General features: G+C 68.7%; 6 protein-coding genes. 5 read left to right on the forward strand and 1 reads right to left on the reverse strand.

Features of this window, described 5'->3' with window-relative positions; genetic code table 11:
- Nucleotides 1-93: 93 nt before the first annotated feature.
- A complete protein-coding gene (hppD, locus tag AB8Z36_RS28055) occupies nt 94-1,239 on the reverse strand; it encodes a 4-hydroxyphenylpyruvate dioxygenase (RefSeq protein ID WP_369216175.1) in 1,146 nt (381 codons plus the stop codon).
- Nucleotides 1,240-1,360: 121 nt separating this feature from the next.
- On the opposite strand from hppD, the gene AB8Z36_RS28060 reads away from it, so the two are divergent.
- The 5 genes from AB8Z36_RS28060 to AB8Z36_RS28080 all read left to right on the forward strand — a co-directional run.
- A complete protein-coding gene (locus AB8Z36_RS28060) occupies nt 1,361-1,831 on the forward strand; it encodes an Lrp/AsnC family transcriptional regulator (protein ID WP_369216176.1) in 471 nt (156 codons plus the stop codon).
- Between the two features lie 40 nt (nt 1,832-1,871).
- Nucleotides 1,872-2,519 carry an ABC transporter permease gene (locus AB8Z36_RS28065; RefSeq protein ID WP_369216179.1) on the forward strand — a complete coding sequence of 216 codons (648 nt, stop codon included), beginning with the start codon at nt 1,872-1,874 and terminating at the stop codon, nt 2,517-2,519.
- 103 nt (nt 2,520-2,622) lie between these two features.
- The gene (locus AB8Z36_RS28070; protein WP_369216180.1) at nt 2,623-3,831 is read left to right on the forward strand and encodes a betaine/proline/choline family ABC transporter ATP-binding protein; all 1,209 of its coding nucleotides are present in this window, start codon (nt 2,623-2,625) and stop codon (nt 3,829-3,831) included.
- A complete protein-coding gene (locus AB8Z36_RS28075; protein ID WP_369216177.1) occupies nt 3,828-4,682 on the forward strand; it encodes an ABC transporter permease in 855 nt (284 codons plus the stop codon). The genes AB8Z36_RS28070 and AB8Z36_RS28075 overlap by 4 nt, the downstream gene beginning before the upstream one ends.
- On the forward strand, nt 4,679-5,471 hold a 793-nt coding region (locus AB8Z36_RS28080; RefSeq protein WP_369216178.1), incomplete at its 3' end, for a glycine betaine ABC transporter substrate-binding protein. The genes AB8Z36_RS28075 and AB8Z36_RS28080, both read left to right, overlap by 4 nt.

The raw sequence follows: 5,471 nt of genomic DNA on the forward strand, positions 1-5,471 counted from the left end.
CCATGCCGAAGCCGAGGCCGAAGCCGTCGAAGCACCGTGCGGCCTCCGACGGCTCGGCCTGAGGCCTGAGGCCTGAGGCCTGAGGCCTGAGGCCTAGAGGTTGCCGCGCTTCTCCTGCTCGCGCTCGATGGCTTCGAAGAGCGCCTTGAAGTTGCCCTTGCCGAAGCCCATCGAGCCGTGCCGCTCGATCATCTCGAAGAAGACGGTCGGCCGGTCCTGGACCGGCTTGGTGAAGATCTGGAGCAGGTAGCCGTCCTCGTCGCGGTCGACGAGGATCTTCAGCTCGCGCAGGGTCTCCACGGGCACGCGGGTCTCACCGGCCCACTCGCCGAGCGTGTCGTAGTACGAGTCGGGGGTGTCGAGGAACTGGACACCGGCCGCGCGCATCGTGCGTACGGACTCCACGATGTCGTTCGTGGCGAGCGCGATGTGCTGGACGCCCGCACCGCCGTAGAACTCCAGGTACTCGTCGATCTGCGACTTCTTCTTGGCGATGGCGGGCTCGTTGATGGGGAACTTGACCTTGAGCGTCCCGTCGGCCACCACCTTCGACATCAGCGCGCTGTACTCGGTCGCGATGTCGTCGCCCACGAACTCCTTCATGTTCGTGAAGCCCATGACCTTGTTGTAGAAGCCGACCCACTCGTTCATCCTGCCGAGCTCGACATTGCCGACGCAGTGGTCGATCGCCTGGAAGGTCCGCTTGGCCGGCGGCTCGACGATCGGCTTCGCGGACACGAAACCGGGCAGATATGGACCGTCGTAGTCGGTGCGCTGCACCAGCGTGTGCCGGGTCTTGCCGTAGGTGGCGATGGCGGCCAGCACCACCGTGCCGTTGTCGTCCTTCTCCTCGTACGGCTCGGTGATCCCGCGCGCACCGTGCTCGACGGCATAGGCGTAGGCGGCGCGCACGTCCGGGACCTCGATGGCGAGGTCGACGACGCCGTCGCCGTGCTCGGCCACGTGGGAGGCGAGGAAGTGACCCCAGTCGCTGGAGGCCTTGATGACAGAGGTGAAGACGAAGCGGGCGCCGCCGTTCGTGAGCACGTAACTGGCGGTCTCCCGGCTGCCGTTCTCCGGTCCGGAGTAGGCGACGAGCTTCATGCCGAAGGCCGTGGAGTAGTAGTGCGCGGCCTGCTTGGCGTTGCCCACGGCGAAGACGACCGCGTCCATTCCCTTGACCGGGAAGGGATCGGCCTCGCGCGCGGTCACGGGGGTGTGTGTGGTGGTCTCAGTCATGGCCTGAGGCTCCCGCCGATCCACAAGGTGCGCAATAGTTCGCGTTTTCAGTGGTCAATCTGCCCAGTGCCTGGCCATGATGGCGGGGCTATCTGTACATGATGACCACCGTGGAGGCCGTATGGCGATCGATCATCTGGACGGCAGGCTCATCGTGCTGCTCGCGCGCGAGCCCCGTATCGGGGTCCTGGAGGCCTCGCGCAGGCTCGGGGTCGCGCGCGGCACCGTGCAGGCGCGCATGGACCGGCTTCAGTCCAATGGAGTCATCCGGGGCTTCGGCCCCGAGGTCGATCCCGCGGCGCTCGGCTATCCGGTCACGGCCTTCGCGACGCTGGAGATCAAACAGGGCCAGGGCGCGGACGTACGCGCCCATTTGGCGGGGGTCGCCGAGGTCCTGGAACTGCACACCATCACGGGCCACGGTGACATGCTCTGCCGTCTCGTGGCCCGGTCCAACGCCGATCTCCAACGTGTGATCGACCGGGTGGTGGGTTTTGATGGCATCGTCCGGGCCTCCACGGCGATCGTCATGGAGAACCCCGTTCCGCTGCGGATCATCCCGCTGGTGGAGCAGGCCTCCGTGGACCCCTGAGCCGGCGAAGACCCCCTGAAACGACGAGGTGAGCGCTTCAGTGAACTTCTGGGAGTACCTCGGCAACCGCCACCAGCAACTTCTGACGGACGCGTACCAGCACGCCAGCGCCGTCTTCCAGTGCATGGTGGTGGCGACCGTCATCGGTGTGGTGATCGGCGTCGTCACCTACCGCAGCGAGTGGGCGGGCAACCTCGCCACGACCACCACCTCCACCATCCTCACCGTCCCCTCGCTCGCCATGATCGGCCTGCTGATCCCCGTCGTGGGCCTGGGCGTGGCGCCGACCGTCATCGCGCTCACGCTCTACGGGCTGCTGCCGATCGTGCGCAACGCCATCGTCGGCCTCCGGGGCGTCGACCCGACCCTCGTCGACGCGGCGAAGGGCATCGGGATGTCCAGGATCGCCCGGCTCTTCCGGGTGGAGCTGCCGATCGCCTGGCCGCCGATCCTGACCGGCATCCGGGTCTCCACGCAGATGCTGATGGGCATCGCGGCCATCGCCGCCTACGCGTCCGGGCCCGGTCTCGGCAACGAGATCTTCCGCGGCATCGGCTCGCTCGGCAGCAAGAACGCGCTCAACCAGGTGCTCGCGGGCACGCTCGGGATCGTCATCCTGGCGCTGCTCTTCGACGCCGCGTACGTCCTGATCGGCCGGCTGACGATCCCGAGGGGTATCCGTGTCTGAGACGTCCGAGACCACCGGCACCGGCGCGACGGCCACGGGCGCCACGGCGCACGACACCGCCGCTTCGGCCGCCGCTGTCTCCTCCGCGGCCTCCGGGGCCACGATCGAGCTGGAGAACCTCACCAAGCGCTACCCCGGCAGCGCCGAACCGGCCGTGGACAGCGTCACCATGGAGATCAAGGCGGGCGAGACGGTCATCTTCGTGGGCCCCTCGGGCTGCGGCAAGTCGACGACACTGAAGATGATCAACCGCCTGATCGAGCCGACCGGCGGGCGCATCCGCATCAACGGCGAGGACGTCACCGACATCGACCCGGTGAAGCTGCGCCGCAAGGTCGGGTACGCGATCCAGTCGTCCGGCCTCTTCCCGCACATGACCGTCGCGCAGAACATCGCGCTGGTGCCGAAGATGATCGGCTGGGGCAAGACCCGGGTCAGGGAGCGGGTGGAGGAGATGCTCGACCTGGTCGGGCTCGACCCGGGCGAGTTCCACGGGCGCTACCCGCGCCAGCTCTCCGGCGGCCAGCAGCAGCGCGTGGGCGTGGCGCGGGCGCTGGCGGCCGATCCGCCGGTGCTCCTGATGGACGAGCCGTTCGGCGCCGTCGACCCGATCACCCGCGACCACCTCCAGGACGAGCTGATCCGCCTCCAGCGTGAGCTGCACAAGACCATCGTCTTCGTCACGCACGACTTCGACGAGGCGATCAAGCTGGGCGACCGCATCGCCGTCCTGCGCGAGCGCTCGCACATCGCGCAGTTCGACACCCCGGAGGCGATCCTCACCAATCCCGCGGACGACTTCGTCTCCGGTTTCGTCGGCGCGGGCGCGGCGCTCAAGCGGCTGAACCTGACCCGCGTACGCGATGTGGAGATCGCCGAGATCCCGACGGTGACCGTCGACGACCCGCTCCAGGACATCTTCGACAAGCTGCGCGCGGGCGGCACCAACGAGCTGCTCCTGCTCGACAAGCGGGGCCGCCCCTACAAGTGGCTGCGGCGCGGCGACCTGATGCGCGCCAAGGGTTCGCTGGCCCGCGCGGGCACCCTCGTGCACGACACGGTGACCCGTGACGCCACGCTGCGCGACGCCCTGGAGGCGGTCCTCACGGACAACGCGGGGCGGGTCGTGGTGACCGGGCGGCGCGGCGAGTACACGGGCGTCGTCGACATGGAGACGCTGATGAACTCCGTGCACGAGATGCTGGAGGCCGACCGCCTCGACGCGATGGAGCACCAGCACGAGCTGGAGGAGCAGCGGGTGCAGGTGACGCACCAGGCCCAGGAGGGCGGCGCGGGGGAGTCGAAGGCATGAGGCCGCACGCACCCCGGCCCGAGGGCGAGCACGAGGTCAGGGGCCTGGCGTTCCGCGACATCGGCGAGGGCGAGCAGGAGGCCCCGCCCCCGCCCGCGGCGCCGCCGCAGCCCCGCAGGGTCACCTGGCAGAAACTCGTGTTCCTGCCCGCGGTACTGGCCGTGGTCCTGCTGCTGACCTGGATCTGGTTCCAGCAGGCGGACCTGGACTCGATCTCGCGGAACGCGCTGGCCGACGGCAATGTCTGGCTCCGCCTGCGCCAGCACATCCAGCTCACCGTCATCTCCACGTTCTTCGTGCTGATCATCGCCATTCCGCTCGGCATCCTGCTGACCCGCGCGAAGCTGCGGAAGGCCGCCCCGGTGGCGATGGCCCTGGCCAACATCGGCCAGGCGACCCCGGCGATCGGCCTGCTGGCCCTGCTCGTCATCTGGATCGGCATCGGCGAGAAGGCGGCCCTGATCGGCATCATCATCTACGCGGTGCTGCCGGTCCTGTCCAACACCATCGCGGGCCTGAAGGCCAACGACCCCACGCTCCTTGAGGCCGCCCGGGGCATCGGCATGTCGCCGCTGGGCGTCCTGACCCGGGTCGAACTGCCGCTGGCCGTCCCGCTGATCCTCGCGGGCGTACGGACGGCGCTCGTCCTGAACGTGGGCACGGCCACGCTCGCCACCTTCGGCGGGGGCGGCGGCCTCGGCGACCTGATCACCACCGGGATGACGAACCAGCGGATGCCGGTCCTGATGCTCGGCTCGATCCTGACGATCGCGCTGGCGCTCCTGGTCGACTGGCTGGCGTCCCTGGCCGAACTGTTCCTGCGCCCGCGCGGTCTGGAGGTGCGCTCATGAGGGTCACGACGCGGACGGCGGCGCTCGCCGTGGTGGCGGGCGCGCTGCTCGTGAGCTGCGGGCTCACCAGCGGCAGCCCGATGGTGGACGACGTGGGTCCCGGCTCCGTCGGCAAGGGACAGCCCCTGAAGGGCGCCGATCTCACGGTCACGTCCAAGGAGTTCACCGAGCAGCTCATCCTCGGCGCGATCATGGGCATCGCCTTCGAGGCGGCGGGCGCGGACGTGCTCGACCGTACGGGCATCCAGGGCTCGATCGGCGCGCGCGAGGCGGTGAAGAGCGGGGACGCGGACGCCATGTACGAGTACACGGGCACGGCCTGGATTACGTACCAGGGCAACACCGACCCGATCACGGACCCGGAGAAGCAGTGGCGGGCGGTACGGGACGCGGACCTGAAGAACGGCGTGACCTGGCTGGACCCGGCGACCCTCAACAACACCTACGCCCTGGCGATGAACCAGGCGAACCGGGCGAAGTACGGGACGAGGACGCTTTCGGACGTGACGGCGCTGTCGAAGAAGGACCCGGGGGCGGCCACGCTCTGCGTGGAGAGCGAGTTCTCCTCGCGCGAGGACGGCCTGCCGGGCATGCAGAAGGAGTACGGGATGAAGATCCCCTCCTCCAGCATCACCAAGATGGACACCGGGATCATCTACACGCAGGCGTCCAAGGGGAAGTGCGTCTACGGCGAGGTGTTCACCACCGACGGCCGCATCAAGGCSATSAMCCTGACGCCGATGGAGGACGACAGACACTTCTTCCCGAACTACAACGCGGCCCCCGAGA

The sequence above is a fragment of the Streptomyces flavofungini genome, from assembly GCF_041028215.1.
GTDB lineage: Bacteria > Actinomycetota > Actinomycetes > Streptomycetales > Streptomycetaceae > Streptomyces > Streptomyces flavofungini_B.